We start from the raw sequence: 23,037 nt of genomic DNA on the forward strand, positions 1-23,037 counted from the left end.
CGCCCATGACCGATGGGACGGTATCGCGGCGCCGCTGCTGGCTAGACTCGATGGGTTGATGAGCAGGCCGGAAGGCAGGGGTGCGATGTGTTGAAGTGGGGCGTGCTGGCCGTAGCGCTGGCAATGGGTGGCAATGCAGCGGCGCAGCAGCGCGAATCAGTGGACCTGGACATGGTCAGCCGCATCCGCCAGGAGGCCTTCCACCGTTCGCAGGTGATGGACACCTTCAGCTATCTCACCGAACGCATCGGCCCGCGGCTGACCAACTCGCCGGCGATGGGCCGCGCCAACGCCTGGACCCGCGGCAAGTTCAACGAATGGAAGCTGGACAACGTCCACGACGAAGCGTTCGATGACTTTGGCCGTGGCTGGGAGTTCACCTCGGCCAGCGTGGAAATGCTGGGTGACCGTTTGCAGCCGCTGCATGCACTGCCCAAGGCCTGGACGCCGGGCACCAAGGGGCCGGTTGAAGGCGAGCTGGTGCAGGTCGAGATCAAGAAGCCCGAAGACATCGAAAAGTACCGCGGCAAGCTGCGCGGCAAGATCCTGCTGCTGGGCGAGGCGCGCGAGTACAAGCGCGGCACCGAGCCGGATTCCCATCGGCATGACGCGACCTCGCTGGAAGGCCTGCAGGCGTTCACCCTGCCGAAGGACCAGGACGCCACCGCCGAACGTGCCAAGCGGGTCAAGGAGTACCAGGAACGCCAGCAGCTGGCGACCAGGGTCAATGCGTTCTTCGTCGAAGAAGGGGCGCTGGCCTCGATCAGCATCAGCAGCTGGGACAACGGCATCATCCGCGTTGCCGGTGGTGGTTCGCGCAAGGCCGGCGAGCCGGTCGGCATCCCCGAGCTGGCGATGATCAGCGAGCACTTCAACCCGCTGGTGCGCGCGCTGAAGGCCGGGCAGACCGTGCGCCTGCGCGTGGATGTGGCCGCGCGCTTCACCGATGACGCCGACCAGCCCGGCTACAACACGCTGGCCGAGATCCGCGGCAGCAGCAGGCCTGATGAAGTGGTGATGATCGGCGCGCACCTGGATTCCTGGCACAGCGGCACCGGCGCGGCCGACAACGCCGCAGGCGTGGCGGTGATGATGGAGGCCATGCGCATCCTCAAAGCCACCGGCGCCAGGCCCAAGCGCACCATCCGCGTGGCGCTGTGGAGCGGCGAGGAGCAGGGCCTGATCGGCTCGCAGGCCTATGTGGCCAAGCATTTCGGCCGGTTCCCGGAGCCCACCGACCCGGCGCAGAAGGCGCTGCCGGCGTCGCTGCGCGAGCCGACCGGTGCACTGCAGAAGACCCGCGATTACAGCAAGTTCCAAGTCTACTTCAACATGGACAACGGCTCCGGCCGCTTCCGGGGCATCTACGCCCAGGAAAACCTGGCGGCGATGCCGATCTTCGAAGCCTGGCTGGCGCCGTTCCATGACGTCGGCGCCACCACCGTGGCGACCCGCAACACCGGCAGCACCGACCACATCAGCTTCGACCGCATCGGCCTGCCGGGCTTCCAGTTCATCCAGGACCGGCTGGACTACTTCACCAATGTCCACCACAGCCACCTGGACACCTGGGACCACGCCGAACCGGAAGACCTGAAGCAGGCCGCAGCCATCGTCGCCTCGTTCGCCTACAACGCCGCGATGCGCGAGCAGCCGTTCCCGCGCAAGGTGGAACCGTAAAAGGGGACGGAGGGGATTAAGTCGCATCTCCCCTCCGTTTCCCGGTTGCAGTACCCACGGGCTGGGCAATCGCGACTTAATCCCCTCCGTCCCCTTTTTCCGTCGGGGGCGGCGGGCTGGTAAAATCGGGGGATTCCCGTTCCTCGAGCCGTCCATGACCTGCCGCACCCGCTTCGCCCCCAGTCCCACCGGCTACCTGCACATCGGTGGTGCCCGCACCGCGCTGTACTGCTGGCTGGAGGCCCGCCACCGTGGCGGCGAGTTCGTGCTGCGCATCGAGGACACCGACCGTGAACGCAGCACCCAGGGCGCGATCGACGCCATCCTGGAGGCGATGGAGTGGCTGGGCCTGGACTACGACGAAGGCCCGATCTATCAGACCGACCGCGTCGCCCGCTACCGGGAAGTGGCAGAGCAGCTGATCGCCGACGGCAAGGCCTACTACGCCTACGAAACCCGCGAAGAGCTGGACGCGATGCGCGAGGCCGCCATGGCCAGGCAGGAAAAGCCGCGTTACAACGGCGCTGCACGCGAACTGGGCCTGCCGTACAAGGACGACCCGAACCGCGTCATCCGCTTCAAGAACCCGCTGGAAGGTACGGTGGTGTTCGACGACCTGATCAAGGGCCGCATCGAGATCGCCAACAGCGAGCTGGATGACATGGTCATCTTCCGCCCGGACGGCTACCCCACCTACAACTTCGCGGTGGTGGTGGACGACTGGGACATGGGCATCACCGAGGTCATCCGCGGCGACGACCACATCAACAATACCCCGCGCCAGATCAACCTGTACGAGGGCATTGGTGCGCCGGTGCCGAAGTTCGGCCACATGCCGATGATCCTGGACGAGCAGGGCGCCAAGCTGTCCAAGCGCACCGGTGCGGCCGACGTGATGCAGTACAAGGACGCCGGCTACCTGCCCGATGCGCTGCTGAGCTACCTGGCCCGCCTGGGCTGGTCCCACGGTGACCAGGAGCTGTTCAGCCGCCAGGAGCTGATCGACCTGTTCGACGTGAAGGACTGCAATTCCAAGGCCTCGCGTCTGGACATGGCCAAGCTGGGTTGGGTCAACCAGCACTTCCTGAAGACCGAGGACGTGGCCGCCATCGTGCCGCACCTGGCCTACCAGCTGCAGAAGCTGGGCCTGGACGTGGCCGCCGGCCCGGCCCCGGAGGATGTGGTGATCGCCCTGCGTGAACGCGTGCAGACCCTGAAGGAAATGGCCGAGAAGGCCGTGGTCTGGTACCAGCCGCTGACCGGGTACGACGAAGCGGCGGTGGCCAAGCACCTCAAGGCCGGTGCCGAGGTGGCGCTGGGCAAGGCCCGCGAGCTGCTGGCAGCGTTGCCGGAGTGGACCGCCGAGTCGGTGGGCGTCGCCCTGCACGACACGGCCGCAGCGCTGGGAATCGGCATGGGCAAGGTCGCCCAGCCGCTGCGCGTGGCGATCACCGGCACCCAGGTCAGTCCTGACATCTCCCATACCGTGTACCTGGCCGGCCGCGAGCAGGCCTTGAAACGCATTGATGTGGCCATCACCAAGGTAGCAACGGCCTGAGGCATCCTTGCCAGGCCCGAACCGGAGAACACGCATGCCCGCCAAGACCGCCACTGCCTGTACCGCCCCGCACCACCACGTCCACGACGCATCGGATTTCGTGGCGGTGGTCGAGCGTGTCTCGCGCGAACGCGGGCTGCGCCTGACCCCGATCCGCGCCAACGTGCTGAAGCTGATCGCCGAGGCCGGCAAGCCGGTCAAGGCCTACGAGCTGCTGGAATGGGTGCGCAACGGCAAGGGCGTGGGCGCCGATGCCCCGCCCACCGTGTACCGCGCGCTGGACTTCCTGATGGCCAATGGCTTCGTGCACAAGCTGGAATCGGTGAATGCCTTCGTGGCCTGCCACCATCCCAGCAGTGCCGCGCATTCGGTGCCGTTCCTGATCTGCAACAGCTGCCACAGCGCGGTGGAACTGGAAGACCGCGAGATCGTCACCCAGCTGGAGAAGCGCGCCAAGGAGCTGGGCTTCCAGCCGCAGGCACAGACGCTGGAAGTGCATGGCCTCTGCGCGCGCTGCGCCGGCTAACGCAACGGTAGGGCCGGCCGCTGGCCGGCATTTTGGAAACGGGGTCAGATCCCTTTGCCACTGGCAAAGGGATCTGACCCCGTTTCATACCGGTGCGGCAGGGCCTGCGTCCTAGTCCATCGGCTTGGACCGGGTATCCACCCGCACGATCACCGACATGCCGGGCCGCAGCTGCTTTGCCAGCTTCTGATCCCTGTTGATCGATATCCGCACCGGCAGCCGCTGCACCACCTTGGTGAAGTTGCCGCTGGCATTGTCCGGGCGCAGCACGCTGAATTCCGACCCGGTGGCTGGGGCGATCTCCTGCACGCGGCCCCGCAGCACCTGGCCCTGGAACGCGTCCACCGAGAACGTCGCCGGTTGGCCGATCGCCATGCCCCAGGTCTGGCCTTCCTTGTAGTTGGCCACCACCCACAGCGTGTCAGGTACCAGGAACAGCAGCTGCGAACCGGCAGCGACGTACTGGCCCACGCGTACGCTGGCTTCGCTGATCTGGCCGTCGCGTGGTGCGTGGATCACCGTGTTGGCCAGGTCGATGCGGGCCAGTTCCAGCTGCGCCTGCGCGCTTTCCACCTGCGCTTCCAGGCTCTTGCGCGCGACCTGGGTCGACACCAGCGTTTCCTCGGCGATGCGGATCTGCGCCTGCGACTGTTGCACGCTGGCCTGTGCCGACGCCTGGGTGGTGCGGAACTTGTCGCGGTCGTTGATGGACACCAGCTGCTGCGCCGCCAGTTCCTCGTAGCGTTTCAATTCATTGCGCGAACGCTGCAGTTCGGCCTGGCCGGCCGACAGCGTGGCGCGGGCGGAGGCAATCTGTGCGCGGTTCTGCGCCTGTGACTGGTCCGAGTTGGCCAGCGCCGCGCGCGCGCTGTCCAGCGTCGCCTGCGCCTGGGCCACGCGCTGCGCATAGATGCGGTCATCGATGCGAAGCAGCGGCTCGCCCTGCTTCACATGCTGGAAATCCTTCACCAGCACTTCGGTCACATAGCCGTTCACCTGCGGCGCCATCACCGTGATCTGGCCGCGTACATAGGCGTTGTCGGTCACCATCACGCTGCTGGTGAACGGCCACAGGTGCCAGGCGCGCAGGATCAGCGCAATGCCCAGCAAGGCCACTACCACCATCACCACCACGCTGCGGGCGCTGGGCTTGAGGTACTTCGGCGCGACCGCAGGTTCTACCGGCGTGGCCGCGGGCGCCGCGTCGGTCGGCGGCGGTGGGGTGACGTTGTCGGTGTCGTCGGGGCGGGGCGGGACGGGAGGCATGGGAGGACTCAACGGGACGCGGCCGGCGTGGACGCGGTGGAAAGGGCGGGGTGGCGCTTGCGCCATTGCTTGAGCACGGCGGTGCGCAGCGACAGCAGCAGCAACCAGCACAGGAAGCCGATCGCCAGCCAGCCGCTCAGCGTGAACACGTCATTGAAGCCACGCACGTTGGCTTCGCGGCGCGTGGTCTGCGCCAGCTGCGCGCTGCCCTGCGCACTGCGCAGCACCGGGTCGGTGATCTGCGCAGCGTACAGCTGCTGCTGGATGCGCAGCCGTTGCGCGACCACCGGATCGGCCGGATCGAGCTGGCTGGTCAGCGCGCTGGAATACAGCTGCTCGCGATGCAGCTGGAAGGTCCCCAGCACCGCCGAACCTGCCAGGCCACCCAGGGTCTGCGTGATCGACAGCGTCACCAGGAAGGTGATCATGTGGTCGACGCCCTGTTTCAACGCGGCGGAGATGCCGAGCATGATCAGCGGGCCCATGAACATGCCGGCACCGACCGAGGCCAGGAACTGGCTGGCGTAGAAGTCGTGCGGCCGGTCCAGGCTGGTGCGGTGCTGGTCGAAGAACGCGGCGGCGCCCAGCAGCAGGATCGCCATCAGCAGCTGCGCGATCAGCCGCTTCGGTCCGAAGGTGAGCGAGGCGCCGGCGATGCCGACGATCACCCCGGCCAGGATCACTACGAACAACGGCCGCATCTGGTCAGGCCCCATGCCCAGCGTGCGCATCAGGTTGACCACGCCGTAGGACTGCTCGGTGGTCAGGAAGCGGATCAGGAACGCGCCGACGATGAAGTGCAGCACCGGCAGCTTCGACAGCCAGCGGATCTGCAGCAGCGGATTGCGCCGGTAGTGTTCGATGATGAAGGCGGTGGTGGACAGCACGATCGAGGCGACCAGCGCCCAGCCCAGCCATGGGGTGTTGAGCCACCAGCGCGTGTAGCCCTGCGCCAGTACGATCACCAGCAGCGCGACCGCCGGCGCGAGCAGGGCGAAAGTGAGGAAGTCCAATGGCTCGAACGCCTTTACCTGGATGCCCGGCGGCAGCTTCAGCACCACCACTGCCGCGAACGCGCACAGCGCCAGGCCGGCTTCGAAGGAGTACAGCTGGTGCCATTGGCCGGTATCGACCAGGCCTGGTGAAACGATCCAGGCGATCGGCACCGCCAGCTGCGACAGGCCGACACCGACCACCAGCAGGTTGCCGGTGAATCGCCGCGGCAGCGCCTGCAGCATGTACAGCGTGCCCAGTGTGGAACAGGCCGCACCCGCGAAGCCGCTGGCGGCTCGGGTCAGCATCGTGGTCTCGAAGCTGCCGACGAACAGGTGCAGCACCGCCAGCGCCGCATACAGGCCCAGGCCGATCTCGGCGAACAGGCGGATGCCGTACTGCTGGCGGAACTTGAAGGCCAGCAGGTTGGCGGTGACATTCACCATCGCATACGCGGCCACCAGCCAGCTGCCCTGGGTCGGAGTGAGCGCCAGCTGGCCCTGCAGGAACGGCAGGTTGGCGGTGACCAGCGCATTGCCGAGGCCGCCGGTGATCGCCACCAGCAACGATACCAGCGCATAGGCCGCGCGCCGGTACGGCGGGTGCCAGGGCATCGACGCCGAGCCGGGCATGGTCGGCTTCTCATGCTCCTCCCAATCCGGAACCGGCTTCAGATACGGCTGGACCATCAACGGGCCTCGCTGGCAGCTCCCTGGAGACCCCCACGCAGCAGCTGCAGGGCACGCCCGGCCAACTGGGCGCGCTCGTCGCGGGTCTTGCCGCGCAGGGCCGCACCCAGCATGCCCGAGATCAGTGAAATATCCGTCTTTTCCAGGTCGTCACGGCACAGCCCGGCGGCCTTGGCGCGCGCGATCGGTTCCTCCAGCAGGTCGCGCACGGTCTCGCGCGCGGCGCGCATGGACGGCACGTCCGAATCAACCGCACGCCAGTAATCGGCCAGTGCCGGCGAATCGATGATGCGCTGGGCCATGCCCTCGAACACCTCGAACAGGGCGTCATCGCGGTCACCGAGCTGTTCGACCTGGCGCCGGATGCGGTCGACCGTGCGCTGCAGCAGCGCCTGGATCAGCGCGGTGCGGTCGGGGAAGTTGCGGTACAGGGTGGCGCGGCCCACCTGGGCGCGTTCGACCACCAGATCCAGCGGGGCGGTGACGCCATGTTGGCCGAAGACATGATCGGCGGCGTCGAGGATGAGGGCACGGCGGGCAGCTGCATCGGCACGTTGAGCGGTCATGGAATTATTTTCGGACAAAAGTGTCCGATTGGCGAGACTTTGAGTGACGGGATTGTCCGGTTGTTGTCGTACGCACACCTTTGTGACGGATGCGTGATGGCGTGGGACGGAATGAAAACGGGGGCCCGAAGGCCCCCGTTCAATGCGGTGGTGCCAGAGCCCTTTCCTTCGGAAAGGGATCCGACCCCGCCGTGCGCGATCAGAAGAACGCGCGGATCCCGAATGCGACTCCACGGCCTGGCAGCGGCGAGTAGTCGCGCAGCAGCGAGGTATGCGGGCGCACTTCGCGGTTGGTCAGGTTGCTGCCATCCAGGAACACCTCGTAGCTGTTGCCCGCGTTGCGATCCCAGCGGTAGGCCAGGTGCGCGTCGACCAGCGTGTAGCCGTCGCTTGGTGCTTCGTTCTGGGCGACGTCCTTCTGGCGGCTGTAACGCACTGCACCGACCGCGGCGCGCCAGCCGTCCTTCGACCAGCGCAGGTCGGCGCCGACGCGGGCCGGGGCGATGCGCGGCAGGTAGCCGGTATTGGCCAGCTCCACGCTGTAGTTGTGGTTGTGGTCGCCATGCGGCACGGCGATGTCGAGGTTGCGGCTGCCGCTGCCATCCAGCTTGGCCTTCACATAGTCACCGAACAGGCGCAGATCCCAGTCACCGGCGCCACCCTCGAACAGGTGCACCAGCGCTTCGGCCTCGGCGCCGCGGAACACCGCGTCCTGCTGGGTCCAGGCGCGGACCGGCAGGCCTTCGGTAACACCGGTGTCGGCGAGGTAGATGAAGTCCTTGAACTTGGTCTGGTAGACCGACGCGGAGAAGTCCAGGCGATCGCTGTGGGTATGGATGCCCAGTTCGACGCGCTGGCCGCGCTCGGTTTTCAGGTTGGCGTCGCCGATCTCCAGCGAGCGGGTGGCGATGTGCGCGCCGGCGGCGTACAGCTCTTCGTTGGTGGGTGCACGCTCTGAGCTGTCCACGCCGATGCGCAGGTCAACGGCATCGTTGAGCTTCCAGATACCGGCGGCAGACAGGTTGGTGGCACCGAACGTGCGGCGACGGTAGTCACCGGTCGGGTCCAGCTTGACCTGGTCGTGGCGGCCACCCAGTTCCAGCTTGAACGGGCCGAACTGCTTTTCCTGCAGCACGAACAGGCCGATGTTCCTGGTGCCGGTATCCGGTACGAACGCCTCTTCGCCCTTGGCTCCGAAATCGCTGTTGCCGAACTGCAGGCCGAACGCGCCGTCCCAGCCGCCGATCTGCTGCTGCACGGCTTCCAGGCGCGCTTCGATACCACGGTTGGTGAAGCGCGTCGACGGCGTGCCGGCCTCCAGCTCCACGTGCTCGTAGTCGGTGTAAGCCACGCGTGCGTTGATGTTCTTCAGGAACGAGACCGGGTTGTAGATGCCGGCCTTGGTCTCGAAGCGGTTCTGCACCATGTCGATGCGCACGTCATGCTCGTCGCCGCCTTCCTCTTCATCGCCGTGGTCGTGACCGTGGTCATGGCCATGGTCATCACCATCGGCATGCACGTGCGCGCCGTTGGGAATGCCGTAGTTGGTGCGATAGGTGCTGGCCGACACACCGAAGTAACCACCGTCGCCCAGCCACGTTGCGCCGACGCCGCCGGCGCGGGTGCGGATCGAACTGTTGTCCAGGCGGCCGCGGCGCGGTTCTTCGCCCTCGGCTGCGTCGTGATCATGGTCGTGATCGTGGTCATGGTGGTCTTCAAGGCTGTCGATCACCGCGTAGCCGGGAATGCGGTAGTCGTCGCCATTGCGCACCAGGCCATCCACGTGCAGCACGACGTTGCCGCTGACACCATCGAGGCGGAACATGCCGCTGCGCTCATTGTTCACCGAGTTGCCGCGCAGCTCGGCGCGGCCGCTGAGCGGACGCTCCGGCAGCTCGCGCGCGATGCGGCCATCCACCACATTGACCGCACCACCGATGGCGCCGCTGCCGAACAGCAGCGTGGCCGGACCCTTCAGCACTTCGATCTGGTCGGCCAGGAACGGCTCGATGCTGGTGGCATGGTCGGCGCTGACCGTGGAGGCGTCCATGTTGCCCATGCCATTGGACAGCACGGCAACGCGCGGGCCTTCCTGGCCGCGGATGATCGGGCGGCCGACGCCGGGGCCGAAGAAGGTGCTCTGTACGCCGGGCAGCTTGGCCACGGTATCGCCCAGGGTGCCGGCCTTCTGCTCGTCCAGGCGCTCACCGGCCAGCACGTCCACCGGGCGCGCCAGGGATTCGGCATCGCCCTGCAGCGGCGACGCGGTGACCTGTACCGAGGAGAGTTCGGTCAGGTGGCGGTCACGGTGGGAGGTGTCCTGGCCGGCTGCAAAGGCGACGGACGGCAACAGGGCGGCGAGGGCCAGGGGCAGGGAATGCGGCTTGAGCCGAGGGGTGTGGGCGGGCATGGGCAGGTCCTTTGTTACAATGTATCAATCGCAGGGCGCACGAATCCCGTCGAGGGGACAGGGGGAGGGGAAACCGTGCGGTTCGGAGAGGGATGTTATATTATTCCATAACGATTCGCCGACCCTGCTGGAAGTCATGTCCCTGTCCTCACGCCTGCGCCACCTGCTCGACCGTTTCGGTGCCACTGGTTCGATGCTGTGCGCAGTGCATTGCGCGGTGATCCCCGTGCTGCTGGCGGCGCCGCCGTCGCTGGGCCTGTCGTTCTGGCTGAGCGATGGCGTGGAACAGGCGCTGGTGGTGTTCGTGACCCTGCTCGGGCTGTTCAGCCTGGTCTGGGGCTATCGCCGCCACGGTGCGCTGCGTGCGCTCGGCTTCCTGATCCCCGGCCTGGTCGCGCTGTGGGCCGGCGTGCTGTACGACCCGCTGCACCACAATGCGGTGCCGCATGCGGTGGTGATGACCATCGGCGGCCTGCTGGTGGGCGTTGCCCACCTGGTCAACCTGCGCCTCAACCACGGCCACGTGCACGACGCAAGCTGCGCGCACTAGGCACGCCGTGATAGGATTTCCGATCGTGCGCGGGGGCGCCCAGCAAGGCGGCCCCGCCGAACCCGTGTCAGTACGGGGTAACCAGATTTCACACTTGAGGAGTTGAAGACATGGGTAAGGGTGACCGCAAGACCGCCAAGGGCAAGCGCTACAACGCCAGCTACGGCAACGCCCGTTCGCACACCGCGAGCAAGGTCGCCGTAGGCGCCGCCGCCCCGGTTGCCAAGAAGACCGTGGCCAAGGCTCCGGCGAAGAAGGCCGTGGCGAAGAAGGCCGTCGCCAAGGCCTGATCAGGCCGACCGACCGGTCCAAGGAAAACGCGGCGCCTGGCGCCGCGTTTTTTTATGCGCGTTCCTGCAGGGCCGAGCCCATGTTCGGCTGGCGTAATGCAGCCGAGCATGGGCTCGCTCTACAGGGAATTCAGCGCAGGGTCTGCTTCAGCGTTTCCGGATTGCCATCGTTCGGCGCGGCCGGCACCTGCAGCAGGTGGGCCAGCAGCGGGTAGACGTCGACATTGTCGAAGCCGTCGATCACCAGGCCCTGGCGGAACGACGGGCCGCTGGCCACGAACACCGCACGCATCGACGGCAGGGCATTGTCGTAGCCGTGCGAGCCACGGTCCTGCTTCGCGCGCTTGGCGATCTTCTCGCGGTGCAGCGCATCCCATCCTTCATCCATCGCACAGACGATGGCCGGAACCCGCGGATGCGTGCCGTAGTGCCAGCGCGCCGGCAGGTTCTCCTTCTTCCAGCACTCGTAGTGCGCATGGCGGCCGAGCAGGGCGCGTTCGGCCTCTGCTTCGCGGCCTGCGACCGGCGCGAAACCCACCGACTGGCCCTGGCTGACATTGCGCGCGATGGACGGGTCGGCCATCGATTCGGTGGCGATCACGTGGCCGTCGGCGACGCTGGCCATGCCGTGGTCGGACACCACGATCACATTGGTGGTGGCGACCAGGCCGCGCTGCTGCAGGCCGTCGAGCACCTGGCCGACGATCAGGTCGGCGCGTGCGATGGCGTCGGCGTACTGCTTCGACCCGGGGCCGTAGTTGTGCCCGGCCTTGTCCACGTGCTCCATGTACAGCGTGGTCAGTCGCGGGGCATCGGCGTCGGCCTGTGCCAGCCAGTCGAGCACGATACCGGCACGCTGCTCCAGCGGTTCCTTGCCGTCGTAGATGCGCCACTGGCTGGGGCGCACACCACGGATTTCCGATTCACTGCCCGGCCACGACGTCGTGGCGGTGCGCACGCCGGCGTTCTCGGCGCCGACCCAGATCGGTTCACCGCCCCACCAGGCACTGGTGGTGACGGCCTCGCGGTTGCTCAGCTCGAAACGGCCCAGCGCTTCATCGTCCATGCTGTTGTTGACGATGCCATGGTGGTCCGGGCGCAGGCCGGTGACGATGGTGTAGTGGTTGGGAAACGTCAGGGAAGGATAGGACGGTGTCATCCAGCGGGCGCGCACGCCGCCGTCGATCATCCGCTGCAGGTTCGGGGTCAGCCCGCGGTCCAGCGCATCGGCGCGCAGGCCGTCGATGGAGATCAGCAGCAGCTTCGGCGGTGCGGCCGATGCGACGGACGTGGGAACGGAGGCGGTAGGGGCAGGCGCAGTGGTGCAGGCAGCCAATGGCAGCAGCAGCGCCAGCGAACAGGTCAGGCGTACGGAAGTCATCCGTGCATGATAAGCCGGTGCAATTACCGGCCCAAGACACGGCGCGCCAGGATCGCCCGGGGTCAGATCCCTTTTCCACGGGAAAAGGGATCTGACCCCGATGTTCAGGCGAACAGCGGGGCCTGGCGTTGTTCCAGCCGCAGCAGCGCGGCCTTGGTTTCCAGGCCACCGCCGAAACCGGTCAGTGCACCGTTGCTGCCGATCACGCGGTGGCAGGGCAGGATGATCGGCAACGGGTTGCGCCCGTTGGCCGCGCCCACCGCGCGGGTCGCGCTGGGCTGTCCCAGGTGTTGCGCCAGTTGCAGGTAGCTCCAGGTCTGGCCGAACGGAATCAGCGCCAGCGCCTGCCACACGCGCAGCTGGAACGGCGTACCACGCGGCGCCAGCACAAGGTCGAAGCTGTTGCGCTCGCCGTGCAGGAACTGCAGCAGCTGCTCGCGTGCTTCCGGCAAGGCATCCGGTGCGTAATGCCAGTCATCACGCCCGCGCGCGGGGTGGCGGTTCTCCGGGAACAGCACGTGTGACAGGCCACGCTCGTCGCCGGCGATGGTCAACACGCCGATCGGGCTGTCGAAACGATCGAACAACAGTGTCATGTCGGTTCTCCAACGAATGTGCCGGACAGGTGCCACAGGTGCAGCACGGCGTAGGCGCGCCAGGGACGCCACGGTTGCGAGCGCGCTTCGGTTGCGCGTTCGCTCAGGCGCTGGCCCTGCGCGTGGCCGAGGACCTGCTGCAGTACAAGATCGCCGGCCGGGAAGGCATCGGGCTGGCCGAGGCCACGCAAAGCGATGTACTGCGCGGTCCATGGGCCGATGCCGGGCAGTGCCACGCAGCGGGCAACAAACTCTTCCAGCGCCTGGCCGGGCCCGAAGTCGAGCTGGCCGCTGGCGCAGGCGGTGGCCAGTGCACGCACGGTCGCGGCGCGGCTGCGCGGCAGGCCGATTGATTCCAGAGGCGCCTCGGCCAATACCTCGGGTGCCGGGAACTGGCGATCAAAGTCGGACGACATGCCCGGCAGGTGCGCGCCATAGGCATCGACCAGCCGCCGCGCGAAGGTGGTGGCGGCGGCAACAGTAACCTGCTGGCCGAGCACGGCGCGCACGCCCACTTCGAAGCCATCCCAGCCGCCGGGCACGCGCAGCCCGGGGCGTTCGGCGATACCGCGCGCCAGCAAGGGTTCCTCGCCCAATGCGGCGTGCACCTGCTGCAGGTCGGCATCCAGATCAAACACGCGACGCACGCGGCGCACGATGTCCGGGATCAGGCGCGGATCCACCGCACCCAGCTGCAGGCGCAGCTCCGGGCGCTTCGGGTCGGCAGTGACGCGCAGCAGGGTGGGGCGCTCCGGCGTGCCCAGCACGCGCTGGTAGCTGTCCTCGCCAATCAGCTCGATGCCGGGCAGGCTGCGCTTGCGCAGGAACGCCAGCATGCGCGGGAAGTCCAGCGGCGGACGGTAGCCCAGGCGCAACACCAGGCCGCCATCGTCGGCGGCCAGCGGTTGATGCTGGCGGCGCAGTGCGGTGGGGGCCATGCCGCAGCCCTGCAGGAATGCGGTATTGAAGCGGCGCAGGCTGTTGTATCCGGCGGCCAGTGCGACGTCGGTCACCGCCAGCGTGGTCTCGGTCAGCAGTTGCTTGGCCAGCAGCAGGCGATGGGTGGCGTGGATCTGCCCGGGCGTCGCACCCAGGCGTTCGACGAACAGGCGCTGCAGCTGGCGCGCGCTGAGGCCGAGCTTCGTAGCAAGATCGGCCACCGGCTGCTCCTGCAGGAAGCCGCCGTGGATCAGGGCCAGGGCGCGCTGTACGGTCTGCCCGGCCAGTGCCTGCTGGGCCTGTGGTGCCAGCTCCGGGCGGCAGCGCAGACACGGGCGATAGCCGGCGGCGGCGGCAGCAGCGGCGGTCGGGTAGTAGGTGATGTTGCGCGGCTTCGGGGGCGGTGCGGGGCAGACCGGGCGGCAATAGATGCCGGTGCTGCGCACGGCGGTGAAGAACACGCCGTCGAAACGTGCGTCGCGGGCCAGGCGGGCGCGGTCGCAGGCGGCGGTGTCGAGGGCGAGGGCGGTGTCCATGGCGGCAGTCTAGGCGGGTGCGGGCGGGGATACTCGCCACATTCGGACATGGATGCTGAAGGGGGTCACGCCGGGCTGCGCCCGGACCCGCGGTAGTGCCGGCCGCTGGCCGGCAACAGCAACAGCAGAAGCGGGATTCCTGTGGGATGGCGTGGTGGGTCCGGTGGCAGGGGACGCCGTGAACCCCCAGACCGGCCCAGCCGCTGGCGGCTGTGCGTTCGGGCGCTTGCGAAGCAGTGCTTCGCAAGCAAAGCGCCCTCACCCCTGGGGACTTGGTCGCGGCATCCATGCCGCTCGCACCCCTGCCACCGGACCCGCCACGCCTTCGACAGGTTCCTGAGGCCGTTGGTAGGTGTCTACCTTGGTCGACACGCTTTCCCAAGGGTCAGAAGGGGTTCAGTGCCACGCGCTGAATGCGCGGCCTGGACGGGTAGACTGTGGCTCTTGGTCCCATGAATCCCGGTTGCCCGATGTCCGCCAAATTCCGCTGGTTGCCCCTGTTGTGCCTGGCCCTGGCGGGCTGCAGTCAGCTGGAGAATCCGGGCAACGTGACCGCTGCCGACAAGGCAGCGCGGGCGCCGGCCAGTGATGGCGAGAACATGGTTTCGATCAATGCCGCCGACGCGCCACCGGCACCGGCACCACCGCGCAGCCAGGCGGGTCGGCCGTGGCCGCAGGCGCAGCTGGAAAATGGGCGTGCGTGGGTCAGTTGCAGCACGGAATATGCGGGCGATGCCGGCGACGGTGCCGAACTGGAAGGGCTGCAGCGCGAGCAGATCACCCAGGCCCTGGCGCCGTGTGCCGAGCGTGGGCTGATGCGCGTGCGTTACGCCGGCAAGATCAATCCGGGCTTCGCCGAAATGATGTGGCGGTTGGCGGTGGTCGCTGACGAACTGAAGATCCACAAGCGCATCCTCGACCTGGACTCCAGTGGTGGCCAGGTGGAGTCGGCGATCGTGGCCGGTGACAGCATCGGTGAATCGGGCTGGACCATCTGGGTGCGCGAAGGCTCCATCTGCCACAGTGCCTGCGTGTTCGTGCTGGCTGCCGGTGACAACCGCCTGCTGTCGGGCAAGGTCGGCATCCACCGCATGATGCGGATCAGCTCCAAGGCCACCTCGCGCGCCGAGCTCAACCGCGAGCTGCACGAAGTCTACGACAACGTGAAGGATTACCTGCAGCGCAATGGCGTGGCGGTGGGCGTGGCCGATCTGATGATGACCGTGCCCAATCGCAGCCTGCGCCTGCTGACGCCGGATGAGCTGCGCCAGTACGGCCTGGATGGCACCAACGCGGTGCAGGACGATCTGGAACGGATCAAGCAGATGCGCGCCTGCGGCGATGACTTCGTGCAGCGCAAGGACGCGTTCCTGATCGCCTTCGACCAGCAGTGCAAGCGCGACGGCGCCGACATGGAATCGATCAACAGCTGCGGCCAGGCCCTGAAGCAGCGCTTCGGTTTCCCGGATGCGGTATGCCCGGACGAAAGCCCGCTGTCGGAGATCGATGTGGCGACGCTGCCACCGGCACCGTCGGAGCCGCCGCCGGTGGCCGAGCAGCCGCCAGCGAACACCGCCGCGCCCGCCGCGCAAGCTGATGCGGCAGCGGTGGAGGGCAACGCTCCGGCACGCTGACGGCGTAGTCACCGCGCTGGCGTAGACTGCGGTTCTCTCCAGAAAACCGGCGGTGTCCATGAAGCGCGCGTTCCTGCTGCTGTCCCTGCTGCCCCTGACCGTGTTGGCGCAGGCCCCTGCGCCGGCCACGCCTGCACCGGCCCCGGCACGCCCGGCACCAGCCTCGCCGGCAGCTGCGAAGCCCGCTACCGCCGGTTCCCCTGCGTTGACCGCTGCTCAACAGGCGCAGGTGCAGAAACAGGACACGGAAATGGGCGCCGCCGCAGTGAAGGCAGCGCAACTGGTCGACGCCAACCGCGCCGGCGAATTGTGGGATGGCGCTTCGGCCGTCGCGCGCCGTGCGGTGCCGAAGGCCGCTTTCGTCAGCCAGTTGGCCGCCGAGCGTACGCGCCTGGGTGCGCTGGCCGGGCGTGGCCAGCCGACCATCACCCGGGTCAAGTACAGCGCCGGTGCAGCAGTGCCGGAAGGGCTGTACATCAACGTCAGCTTCCCGACCCGTTTCGCCAACAGCGCACAGCCGGTGCGCGAGCTGGTCTCGTTCCGTTTCGACGAGGACCAGGTGTGGCGCCTGGCCGGTTACAGCCTGCGCGCGTCGGCACCCTGAGGAGGTGAATGATGGCAACTGAACTGACGATGCTGGCCTGGTCGGTACTGCTGGGCTTCGTGTACATCTTCGCCACCTCCACGGTGGTCACCCGCGAGCGCGGGATGAAGTGGAATGCTTCGGCACGCGATGGCGATGCGAAGCCGCTCAGCCCGCTGGCCGGCCGCCTGCAGCGCGCGCAGGCCAATTTCCTGGAGACGTTTCCGTTCTTCGCCGCCGCCGCCATCGCAGTGGTCGTGGCCGGTCGCGGCAACGACACCACTGCACTGGCGGCGCAGGCCTACTTCTGGGCGCGTGTGGTCTATCTGCCCCTGTACGCCGCAGGCGTGCCCTACGTGCGCAGCCTGGTGTGGCTGGTGTCGCTGCTATCGATCCTGGCGCTGGTGTTCGCACTTCTGTAAGTCGGCCTGATCCAGATCAAGGCCGCTCAGGCGCGCGGCGCTATGCTGGCGCGGATTGGATCAACGGCAGGAGGCGCGCATGCGCAGGATGGACGTGGTGGTGGTCGGCGCCGGACCGGCAGGTCTGTGCTTCGCGCGCGCGCTGGCCGGCAGCAGGCTGCAGGTCGGGCTGGTCGAAGTGCAGCCGCGCCAGGCGCTGGCCGAGGCCGCCTTTGATGGCCGCGAGATCGCGTTGACCCATGCCTCGCGGCAGAGCATGGAGCAGCTGGGGCTGTGGCAGCGCCTGCCGCACGCTGAAATTGCTGATCTGCGCGATGCCAGGGTGATGAACGGCGGCTCGCCGTTCGCGCTGACCTTCGCCAGCAGCCAGGTCGACGGCCAGCCGCTGGGCTGGCTGGTACCCAACCATCTGATCCGTCGCGCCGCGTGGGATGCCGTGCAGGGCCAGGACGGCCTGGAGCTGTTCGATGGGCGCAAGGTGCTGGGCGTGCAGGCCGATGCGCAGGGCCACGTGGTCAAACTCGATGACGGCAGCCAACTGCATGCGCGGCTGCTGGTGGCCGCTGACAGCCGCTTCTCCGCCACGCGCCGCATGCTCGGCATCGGTGCGCAGATGCGCGACTTCGGCAAGTCGATGCTGGTGTGCCGCATGCAGGTCGAGCGCGACCATCACCACACCGCCTGGGAGTGGTTCGGCTACGGCCGCACGATGGCGCTGCTGCCGCTCAACGAGGGCCAGGCATCGGCGGTGATCACGCTGCCGCCGCGGCAGATCGAGGCGTTGCTGGCGATGGACGAGGTGGCCTTCGGTGAGGCCATCAGTGCCTGCTTCGAACACCGCCTGGGCCGGATGCAGCCGGTGGCCACGCCGCAGGCATATCCGCTGATGGGTGTGTACGCGGATCGCTTCGTCGGCGAGCGTTCTGCGCTGATCGGCGATGCCGCGGTGGGCATGCATCCGGTCACCGCGCATGGCTTCAACCTGGGCCTGGCCAGCGCACAGCGGTTGGCGCAGGGCATCGTCGCGCAGCAGCGCCGTGGTGCCGACATTGCCGCCGCCGGCATGCTGGCCAGCTACCAGCGTGGTCATCGGCTGGCGTCGCGGCCGCTGTACGAGGCCACCAATGCGATCGCCAGCCTGTACACCGACGACCGTCGCCCGGCGCGCCTGCTGCGTGCGGCCGGCCTGCGCCTGGCGCAGGGCGTGGCACCGTTCAGGCAGCTGATTGCCTCGCACCTGACCCAGCGCGTGGCCTGAACAGCTTCAGATCAGCCTGCAGCCAGCACCCGGATCTGGCTGTCGGCGAATTCGACCACCTGGCCTGCGCGGATCTTGCAGGCCTTGCGCAGTTCCACTTCCCCGTCCACCCGTACCTGGCCCTCGCTGATGACCATCTTGGCCTCGCCGCCACTGGTGACCAGATCGGCCAGCTTGAGCAGCTGCTTGAGTTCGACGTAGTCACCGTCGAGGTCGAATTCGAGAATCTGCATGGAGCGGGGTTCCTGGGAAGAGGGCGCAGGCCAGCGGCCGGGCCGGGAAGAGGGCGCGTATTGTGCGCCAGCACGGGCCCGACGGCATCTGTGAGGAAAGCTGTATGCCTCGTTCAGCATCAATGCGGTATCATTCCGCTCTGAGCGAGTGAAATCTCCTCCGACCGAGCAGCGCCAGGGCACGCGATAAGAAGGGCGCCCAAAGCGCGGACCATCACCTTTTTTATCGCACTGCCAGGAAGACGGCAGTGCCTTCGGAGTTCCCCATGTCCCAAGATTCCCAAGCGCCGCTGCAGTTTGCGCAGCTCGGCCTGTCCGAGCCCGTGATGCAGGCCGTCACCGCCATCGGCTACGAAACCCCGTCGCCGATCCAGGCCGCCACCATCCCGGCGATGCTGGAAGGCCGCGACGTGCTGGGCCAGGCCCAGACCGGTACCGGCAAGACCGCTGCCTTTGCACTGCCGGTACTGTCCAACATCGACCTGCAGCAGATCAAGCCCCAGGCCCTGATCCTGGCGCCGACCCGCGAGCTGGCCATCCAGGTTGCCGAGGCGTTCCAGTCCTATTCGTCGAAGATCCCCGGCTTCCGCGTGCTGCCGGTGTACGGCGGCCAGCCCTACGGCCAGCAGTTGTCGGCCCTGCGCCGCGGCGTGCATATCGTGGTCGGTACCCCCGGCCGCGTGATCGATCACCTGGACCGCAGCACCCTGGACCTGTCCGAGCTGAAGACGCTGGTGCTGGACGAAGCCGATGAAATGCTGCGCATGGGCTTCATCGACGACGTCGAAGCGGTGCTGAAGAAGCTGCCGGAGCAGCGCCAGGTGGCCCTGTTCTCGGCCACCATGCCGCCGCAGATCCGCCGCATCGCGCAGACCTACCTGCAGGACCCGGTGGAAGTGACCATCGCGGCCAAGACCACTACTTCGGCCAACATCCGCCAGCGTTACTGGTGGGTGAGCGGCATGCACAAGCTGGACGCGCTGACCCGCATCCTGGAAGTCGAGCCGTTCGACGCGATGATCATCTTCGCGCGGACCAAGGCCGGCACCGAAGAACTGGCCAGCAAGCTGCAGGCGCGTGGCCTGGCCGCTGCCGCCATCAACGGTGACATGCAGCAGGCCCAGCGTGAGCGGACCATCGCCATGCTGAAGGAAGGCAAGCTGGACATCCTGGTCGCCACCGACGTGGCCGCGCGCGGCCTGGACGTGGAGCGCATCAGCCACGTGCTGAACTACGACATCCCGTACGACACCGAAAGCTACGTGCACCGCATCGGCCGTACCGGTCGTGCCGGCCGCAGCGGCGAGGCGATCCTGTTCGCCACCCCGCGCGAGAAGGGCATGCTGCGCCAGATCGAGCGCGCCACCCGCCAGCCGATCGAAGAGATGCAGCTGCCGAGCGTGGAAGCGGTCAACGACACCCGCATCAACAAGTTCACCTCGCGCATCAGCGAAACCCTCGGCGCCGGTGGCCTGGACTTCTACCGCCAGCTGCTGGAGCGCTTCGAGAACGAGCAGAACGTGCCGGCCATCGAGATCGCTGCCGCGCTGGCCAAGCTGCTGCAGGGCGATACCCCGTTCCTGCTGCAGCCGCCGGTGCGTGCCCCGCGCGAAGAGCGCGCACCGCGCGAGCGCTTCGACCGTGGTGACCGCCCGGAACGTGGTGATCGCTTCGACCGCAACGAACGGGGTCCGCGCTTCGAGCGTGGGCCGCGCCGTGACGACGCCGAAGGTGGTTTTGAACAGCGTCCGCGCCGTGAGGTTCCGCCGCGTGGTGCACCGGAGCAGGGCATGGAGACCTACCGTATTTCGGTCGGTCACCAGCATGGCGTGAAGCCGGCCAACATCGTCGGCGCCATTGCCAACGAAGCCGGCCTGGAAAGCCGCTTCATCGGCCGCATCGACATCCACGACGACTTCTCGCTGCTGGACCTGCCGGCACAGATGCCGCCGGACGTGCTGTCGCACCTGCAGAAGGTCTGGGTGTCCGGCCAGCAGCTGCAGATGCGTGCGCTGGCTCCGGGTGAAGACACCAACCCGGCCCCGCGCCCGTTCAAGCCGCGCTTCGACAAGCGTGGCCCGGGCGGTCCGGGTGGCCCGCGTCGTGGCGGCCCGGGCGGCCATGGTGGCGACCGCGGCGGTGACCGCGACAGTCGCCCGCCGCGTCGTGACGGCTTCAAGCCGCGCGGCCCGCGCAGCTTCTAAGCCGCACCCGCAGCCGTCCACACCACCGCCAGCCCCCGGGCCGGCGGACAGAAAAAGGGGACGGAGGGGATTAAGTCGTATCTGGCTGGCCATGCGCCTGTGCCAAGAACGACTTAATCCCCTCCGTCCCCTTTTTCGCATGGCCCACACATTGCCGGTCCTAGGCTGAGCCGGTTCCTAAGGAGGTTGTCACCGCAGCACATTCAGGGGGATCCGGGATGGGTAGGAGTGGCACGGACCAACACAGCCGGCGGGTGCCGATGACCCGGGGGCTGGGACTGCGATTTGCGTTGTTGACCGGCATGGCGATCGGACTGGTCGCACTGTCCGCCCTGATCCAGGAACTGCAGGCGGCCTCCACTGCCTGGATCGCCGGCCAGGGCTACTGGTCGCGTGGCCAGCAGGATGCCACCGCCGCACTCAGTCGCTACCTGGCGCGTGGCGATGCCGAGGACCTGGACGACGCACGCCAGGCCCTGCAGGTGCCGTTGGGCGATCTGCAGGCGCGACTGGCGCTGGAACAGGCCGAACCGGACGAGGAGAAGGCCAGGCAGGGCTTCCTGCAGGGCGGCAATGCGCGTGCCGACATCCCACGCCTGGTGTTCTCGTTCCGCTACGCGCGCGACATCGGTGCATTCCGCGAAGCGAGCGCGTTGTGGCGGCAGACCGATGGCGACCTGATGGCGCTGCAGCGACTGATCGATGAACTGCAGCTGCGGCACGACGGCAACCTGGTGCCCGTTGCCGCACGCGACCACTACCTGCAGCAGCTGCGTGACCTGGACCAGCGGATGAAGGTGCAGAGCCAGGCGTTCTCGCAGGCGCTGCTGCGGATGGCGACGCTGGTGAGGCTGGCCACGTTGATGGTGGCGGGCCTGTCGGTGCTGGCGATCAGCCTGATGGCGGTCGCCCTGGCGCGCCGCGTCGGCAAGGACCTGACCGAACACGAGAGCCGTTTCCGCGCGGCGTTCTACCAGGCCAACGTCGGCATGCTCAAGCTCGATGCCGAAGGCAAGGTGATCGAGGCCAACCAGGCGATGGCCGATATCCTCGACCATCGTCGTGACATGCTGCTGCAGCTGTCGCTGGGCGACCTGCTGATGGACGGCGAGCTGGTCATCGATGGGGTGGGCCGCATCGATTGGGACCGCCAGCTGCGCCCGAGCGAACTGCGCTTCCGCCGTCGCGATGGCAGCCTTGTCTGGGGCCGCTGGAGCGGCACCGGCGTGCGCAGCACCGGCGGTGGCCTGTCGGTGTTCGCCATCATCGAAGACGTCAGCCAGAACCATGCACTGGCGCGCGAGATCGAGCACCACGCCAGCCACGACCCGCTGACCGGCCTGATCAATCGCCGCGAGATCGAACGGCTGCTGGAACGCGCGCTGCTGCAGGTGCGCAGCGAAGGTGGCACGCACGCGCTGTGCTACATCAACCTGGACCATTTCAAGCTGGTCAACGACAGCTTCGGTCACGCCGCCGGCGACCAGATGCTGCGCAGCTTCGCCGACTACCTGGTGGCGGCGGTGCGCGATGGTGACTGGGTGGGCCGGCTGGGCGCGGACGAGTTCGCCGTGTTCCTGGCCCATGCCGGGCAGGACGAGGCCAAGCGCGTGCTGCAGCGGGTAATCCGCAACCTGGGGCAGGCGACGTTCCCGGTCAGCGAAGGCAGCCCGCAGCTGAGCTGCAGCATCGGCGTGGTCGAGGTCAGCGCCGATGCGCCGGATGTGAACTGGCTGATGAGCGCCGCCGACAGCGCGTGCTATGCGGCCAAGCAGGCCGGCCGCAACCGCGTGCACTGCTTCAACGAGAACCGCATGGCGCTGGAGGAACGGCGCCAGGAAGCCGAGCGGCTGCAGGGCGTCAGCCTGGCCATGGCCGAAAACCGCATGGTGTTGTATGCGCAGCGCATCGCCCGCGTCGGCGATCCCTCCTACCTGCACTACGAGGTACTGGTGCGCATGCGTGGCAGCGATGGCAGCCTGCACCTGCCGGGCCAGTTCATGCCGGCGGTGGAGCGCTATGGCATGGCCGTGGCGCTGGACCGGCACGTGCTTGGCCTGCTGTTCCGGCACCTGCAGGTGTGCCCGGCACACGTGCGGCAGCTGGGCCTGTGCAATGTCAACGTTTCGGCGCAGTCGATCGCCGAGCCCGGCTTCCTCGCCTTCGTCTGCGACCTGCTGGAGCGCAACCGCGCGCTGGCCTCCAAGCTGTGCTTCGAGATCACCGAGACCGCTGCGATCAGCAACCTCAGCCAGGCGCGTGCTTTCATCGATGCAGTGAAGGCGCGTGGCTGCCGGATGGCGTTGGACGATTTCGGTTCCGGGCTGTCCTCGTTCGGCTACCTGCGCCAGCTGCCGGCCGACATCCTGAAAATCGACGGGGCCTTCGTGCGCGACATGGATACCGATCCGGTCAGCCATGCCACCGTGCGCGCGATCAGTGAACTGGGGCGCGAGCTGCAGATGGAGGTGGTGGCCGAATGGGTGGAGACTGCCGACGTCGCCGCCGCGCTGACCCGGCTTGGGGTGCAGGGCCTGCAGGGTTATGCGGTCGAGCGGCCGCAACCGCTGGAGCGGATGACCCTGGCCGACCTGCGGCCGGTGCGCCTGGTGGCGGTGAAAGGTCCGCCCGCCGCTGGCTGAACGCCCGTCGGCGACTTTGGTCTACACGTGGGCTGCAGCCGCGGCTGCGATAATGCCCGGCAGGGGCGACGCGCAGTGGGC

Annotated in this window: 19 protein-coding genes; 11 read left to right on the plus strand and 8 right to left on the minus strand. The window is 67.6% G+C overall.

Translation table 11 applies throughout. The features are described from left to right. The first annotated feature begins 87 nt into the window (after positions 1-87). From AC5JLE_RS00465 to AC5JLE_RS00475, 3 genes are all read left to right on the plus strand, one after another. Positions 88-1,680: a M20/M25/M40 family metallo-hydrolase gene (locus tag AC5JLE_RS00465; RefSeq protein ID WP_262093255.1), complete on the plus strand. Its 1,593-nt coding sequence runs from the start codon at positions 88-90 to the stop codon at positions 1,678-1,680. A gap of 154 nt (positions 1,681-1,834) precedes the next feature. Beyond that, the gene (gene gltX / locus AC5JLE_RS00470; protein WP_496064907.1) at positions 1,835-3,238 is read left to right on the plus strand and encodes a glutamate--tRNA ligase; all 1,404 of its coding nucleotides are present in this window, start codon (positions 1,835-1,837) and stop codon (positions 3,236-3,238) included. A gap of 34 nt (positions 3,239-3,272) precedes the next feature. Then, on the plus strand, positions 3,273-3,764 hold the full coding sequence (locus AC5JLE_RS00475) for a Fur family transcriptional regulator (protein WP_004150412.1): 492 nt from the start codon (positions 3,273-3,275) through the stop codon (positions 3,762-3,764). Positions 3,765-3,875: 111 nt separating this feature from the next. Here the strand turns inward: AC5JLE_RS00475 and AC5JLE_RS00480 are convergent, their stop codons facing one another. From AC5JLE_RS00480 to AC5JLE_RS00495, 4 genes are all read right to left on the minus strand, one after another. Then, positions 3,876-5,030, minus strand: coding sequence for an HlyD family secretion protein (locus AC5JLE_RS00480; protein WP_049420618.1), 1,155 nt, complete (start codon positions 5,028-5,030; stop codon positions 3,876-3,878). 8 nt (positions 5,031-5,038) lie between these two features. Continuing rightward, complete coding sequence (locus AC5JLE_RS00485; RefSeq protein ID WP_032956775.1) at positions 5,039-6,712, minus strand: MFS transporter; 1,674 nt, start codon at positions 6,710-6,712, stop codon at positions 5,039-5,041. Then, positions 6,712-7,278, minus strand: a complete 567-nt coding sequence (locus tag AC5JLE_RS00490) for a TetR/AcrR family transcriptional regulator (protein ID WP_014646454.1) — start codon at positions 7,276-7,278, stop codon at positions 6,712-6,714. The genes AC5JLE_RS00485 and AC5JLE_RS00490 overlap by 1 nt, the downstream gene beginning before the upstream one ends. Positions 7,279-7,477: 199 nt before the next feature. After that, positions 7,478-9,688 (minus strand): TonB-dependent receptor, encoded by a 2,211-nt coding sequence (locus tag AC5JLE_RS00495; protein ID WP_496064908.1) that lies wholly within the window; start codon positions 9,686-9,688, stop codon positions 7,478-7,480. A gap of 136 nt (positions 9,689-9,824) precedes the next feature. Here AC5JLE_RS00495 and AC5JLE_RS00500 point away from each other — a divergent pair, with 136 nt between their 5' ends. Continuing rightward, on the plus strand, positions 9,825-10,238 hold the full coding sequence (locus AC5JLE_RS00500) for a MerC domain-containing protein (RefSeq protein ID WP_496064909.1): 414 nt from the start codon (positions 9,825-9,827) through the stop codon (positions 10,236-10,238). 110 nt (positions 10,239-10,348) lie between these two features. Further along, complete coding sequence (locus AC5JLE_RS00505) at positions 10,349-10,528, plus strand: 30S ribosomal protein THX (protein ID WP_004150462.1); 180 nt, start codon at positions 10,349-10,351, stop codon at positions 10,526-10,528. A gap of 130 nt (positions 10,529-10,658) precedes the next feature. Here AC5JLE_RS00505 and AC5JLE_RS00510 read toward each other — a convergent pair whose 3' ends face one another. The 3 genes from AC5JLE_RS00510 to AC5JLE_RS00520 form a co-directional block, all read right to left on the minus strand. Continuing rightward, complete coding sequence (locus AC5JLE_RS00510) at positions 10,659-11,909, minus strand: alkaline phosphatase family protein (protein ID WP_288494659.1); 1,251 nt, start codon at positions 11,907-11,909, stop codon at positions 10,659-10,661. A gap of 104 nt (positions 11,910-12,013) precedes the next feature. Then, positions 12,014-12,505 (minus strand): methylated-DNA--[protein]-cysteine S-methyltransferase, encoded by a 492-nt coding sequence (locus tag AC5JLE_RS00515; RefSeq protein WP_005408696.1) that lies wholly within the window; start codon positions 12,503-12,505, stop codon positions 12,014-12,016. Next, entirely contained in the window at positions 12,502-13,980 is a 1,479-nt protein-coding gene (locus AC5JLE_RS00520; protein WP_014646458.1) for a DNA-3-methyladenine glycosylase 2 family protein, read from the minus strand. Before AC5JLE_RS00520 ends, AC5JLE_RS00515 begins: the two co-directional genes overlap by 4 nt. A gap of 470 nt (positions 13,981-14,450) precedes the next feature. Between AC5JLE_RS00520 and AC5JLE_RS00525 the strand changes: the two genes are divergently transcribed. From AC5JLE_RS00525 to ubiM, 4 genes are all read left to right on the plus strand, one after another. Continuing rightward, on the plus strand, positions 14,451-15,614 hold the full coding sequence (locus AC5JLE_RS00525; RefSeq protein WP_041863185.1) for a COG3904 family protein: 1,164 nt from the start codon (positions 14,451-14,453) through the stop codon (positions 15,612-15,614). Positions 15,615-15,672: 58 nt separating this feature from the next. Further along, entirely contained in the window at positions 15,673-16,218 is a 546-nt protein-coding gene (locus tag AC5JLE_RS00530) for a DUF4019 domain-containing protein (RefSeq protein ID WP_241884158.1), read from the plus strand. Between the two features lie 11 nt (positions 16,219-16,229). Then, positions 16,230-16,619: an MAPEG family protein gene (locus AC5JLE_RS00535; RefSeq protein ID WP_046429692.1), complete on the plus strand. Its 390-nt coding sequence runs from the start codon at positions 16,230-16,232 to the stop codon at positions 16,617-16,619. A gap of 79 nt (positions 16,620-16,698) precedes the next feature. Continuing rightward, positions 16,699-17,877, plus strand: coding sequence for a 5-demethoxyubiquinol-8 5-hydroxylase UbiM (gene ubiM, locus AC5JLE_RS00540; RefSeq protein ID WP_496064910.1), 1,179 nt, complete (start codon positions 16,699-16,701; stop codon positions 17,875-17,877). Positions 17,878-17,888: 11 nt separating this feature from the next. Here ubiM and AC5JLE_RS00545 read toward each other — a convergent pair whose 3' ends face one another. Further along, positions 17,889-18,110 carry an RNA-binding S4 domain-containing protein gene (locus tag AC5JLE_RS00545; RefSeq protein ID WP_014036469.1) on the minus strand — a complete coding sequence of 74 codons (222 nt, stop codon included), beginning with the start codon at positions 18,108-18,110 and terminating at the stop codon, positions 17,889-17,891. A 266-nt stretch (positions 18,111-18,376) separates the two neighbouring features. Here AC5JLE_RS00545 and AC5JLE_RS00550 point away from each other — a divergent pair, with 266 nt between their 5' ends. Further along, positions 18,377-20,314, plus strand: a complete 1,938-nt coding sequence (locus AC5JLE_RS00550) for a DEAD/DEAH box helicase (protein ID WP_046429684.1) — start codon at positions 18,377-18,379, stop codon at positions 20,312-20,314. A gap of 218 nt (positions 20,315-20,532) precedes the next feature. Next, a complete protein-coding gene (locus AC5JLE_RS00555; protein ID WP_049418832.1) occupies positions 20,533-22,956 on the plus strand; it encodes a putative bifunctional diguanylate cyclase/phosphodiesterase in 2,424 nt (807 codons plus the stop codon). Positions 22,957-23,037 lie beyond the last annotated feature (81 nt).

The organism is Stenotrophomonas sp., from assembly GCF_059505245.1.

What these genes read in the sequence shown, in the direction of transcription:
- AC5JLE_RS00525 (WP_041863185.1), top strand. Translation starts at nt 14,451, where the DNA reads ATGTCCGCCAAATTCCGCTGGTTGCCCCTGTTGTGCCTGGCCCTGGCG.
- AC5JLE_RS00500 (WP_496064909.1), top strand. Translation starts at nt 9,825, where the DNA reads ATGTCCCTGTCCTCACGCCTGCGCCACCTGCTCGACCGTTTCGGTGCC.
- AC5JLE_RS00515 (WP_005408696.1), bottom strand. Translation starts at nt 12,505, where the DNA reads ATGACACTGTTGTTCGATCGTTTCGACAGCCCGATCGGCGTGTTGACC.
- AC5JLE_RS00475 (WP_004150412.1), top strand. Translation starts at nt 3,273, where the DNA reads ATGCCCGCCAAGACCGCCACTGCCTGTACCGCCCCGCACCACCACGTC.
- AC5JLE_RS00550 (WP_046429684.1), top strand. Translation starts at nt 18,377, where the DNA reads ATGTCCCAAGATTCCCAAGCGCCGCTGCAGTTTGCGCAGCTCGGCCTG.
- AC5JLE_RS00485 (WP_032956775.1), bottom strand. Translation starts at nt 6,712, where the DNA reads ATGGTCCAGCCGTATCTGAAGCCGGTTCCGGATTGGGAGGAGCATGAG.
- AC5JLE_RS00555 (WP_049418832.1), top strand. Translation starts at nt 20,533, where the DNA reads ATGGGTAGGAGTGGCACGGACCAACACAGCCGGCGGGTGCCGATGACC.
- AC5JLE_RS00495 (WP_496064908.1), bottom strand. Translation starts at nt 9,688, where the DNA reads ATGCCCGCCCACACCCCTCGGCTCAAGCCGCATTCCCTGCCCCTGGCC.
- AC5JLE_RS00510 (WP_288494659.1), bottom strand. Translation starts at nt 11,909, where the DNA reads ATGACTTCCGTACGCCTGACCTGTTCGCTGGCGCTGCTGCTGCCATTG.
- AC5JLE_RS00520 (WP_014646458.1), bottom strand. Translation starts at nt 13,980, where the DNA reads ATGGACACCGCCCTCGCCCTCGACACCGCCGCCTGCGACCGCGCCCGC.
- AC5JLE_RS00505 (WP_004150462.1), top strand. Translation starts at nt 10,349, where the DNA reads ATGGGTAAGGGTGACCGCAAGACCGCCAAGGGCAAGCGCTACAACGCC.
- AC5JLE_RS00530 (WP_241884158.1), top strand. Translation starts at nt 15,673, where the DNA reads ATGAAGCGCGCGTTCCTGCTGCTGTCCCTGCTGCCCCTGACCGTGTTG.
- AC5JLE_RS00535 (WP_046429692.1), top strand. Translation starts at nt 16,230, where the DNA reads ATGGCAACTGAACTGACGATGCTGGCCTGGTCGGTACTGCTGGGCTTC.
- gltX (WP_496064907.1), top strand. Translation starts at nt 1,835, where the DNA reads ATGACCTGCCGCACCCGCTTCGCCCCCAGTCCCACCGGCTACCTGCAC.
- ubiM (WP_496064910.1), top strand. Translation starts at nt 16,699, where the DNA reads ATGCGCAGGATGGACGTGGTGGTGGTCGGCGCCGGACCGGCAGGTCTG.
- AC5JLE_RS00480 (WP_049420618.1), bottom strand. Translation starts at nt 5,030, where the DNA reads ATGCCTCCCGTCCCGCCCCGCCCCGACGACACCGACAACGTCACCCCA.
- AC5JLE_RS00545 (WP_014036469.1), bottom strand. Translation starts at nt 18,110, where the DNA reads ATGCAGATTCTCGAATTCGACCTCGACGGTGACTACGTCGAACTCAAG.
- AC5JLE_RS00490 (WP_014646454.1), bottom strand. Translation starts at nt 7,278, where the DNA reads ATGACCGCTCAACGTGCCGATGCAGCTGCCCGCCGTGCCCTCATCCTC.